This is a genomic window from Xenophilus arseniciresistens (assembly GCF_028023875.1).
Lineage (GTDB): Bacteria > Pseudomonadota > Gammaproteobacteria > Burkholderiales > Burkholderiaceae_C > Xenophilus > Xenophilus arseniciresistens.
In genome coordinates, this window is record NZ_JAQIPB010000026.1 from 1 (window position 1) to 540 (window position 540).

General features: G+C 69.1%; 1 protein-coding gene. It reads right to left on the reverse strand.

Features of this window, described 5'->3' with window-relative positions; translation table 11 throughout:
- Positions 1-526, reverse strand: a 526-nt coding sequence (locus PGB34_RS23050) for a hypothetical protein (RefSeq protein WP_271430464.1), incomplete at its 3' end; no start/stop codon positions are given.
- Positions 527-540 lie beyond the last annotated feature (14 nt).

The window sequence follows — 540 nt, forward strand, 5'->3', positions numbered from 1 at the left end:
CGCCCGTTTTGAGGCTGATGCCCTGGGTGGCCACAAGGGTGCCCAGCGCGTTGCTCAGTTGCTGGCCGCGGGTGTCGATGGCGATGCGCTCGCCAAAGACCTTGCCCGCGCTGTTGTCCAGCCCGGCGCCAGACACCAGTGTGGTCGCACCACCGGCCTGCAGGCGGCCGCCTCTGTTCGTGGTGGCACCGCGGGTGGTGACGCTGAGCGTGCCGCCGACCGCCGCAGTCGTGCCGCCGTCGTTGTTCAGGCTGGCGGCATGGATGGCCGTGTTGTTGTTCGCCGCCAGGGTCCCGCCCTGGTTGCTGACTGCGCCGGTGACGGTGGCCGCAAGGTCGCCCACGGCCGTGATGCGGCCGGCGTCGTTGTTCAAGCTCCCAGCGCTGACGGTGGTGTTGCCGCCGGCCCCGATCTCGCCGTTGTTGCTGTTGTCCAGCGCATCGGTGGTGCTGATGACAAGGCTCGAAGTCCCGGTGGTGCGAAGCTTGCCGCCGTGGTTCGTCAGGCTGCCTGCGGCCACGTTCATCGGGCCATTGCTGG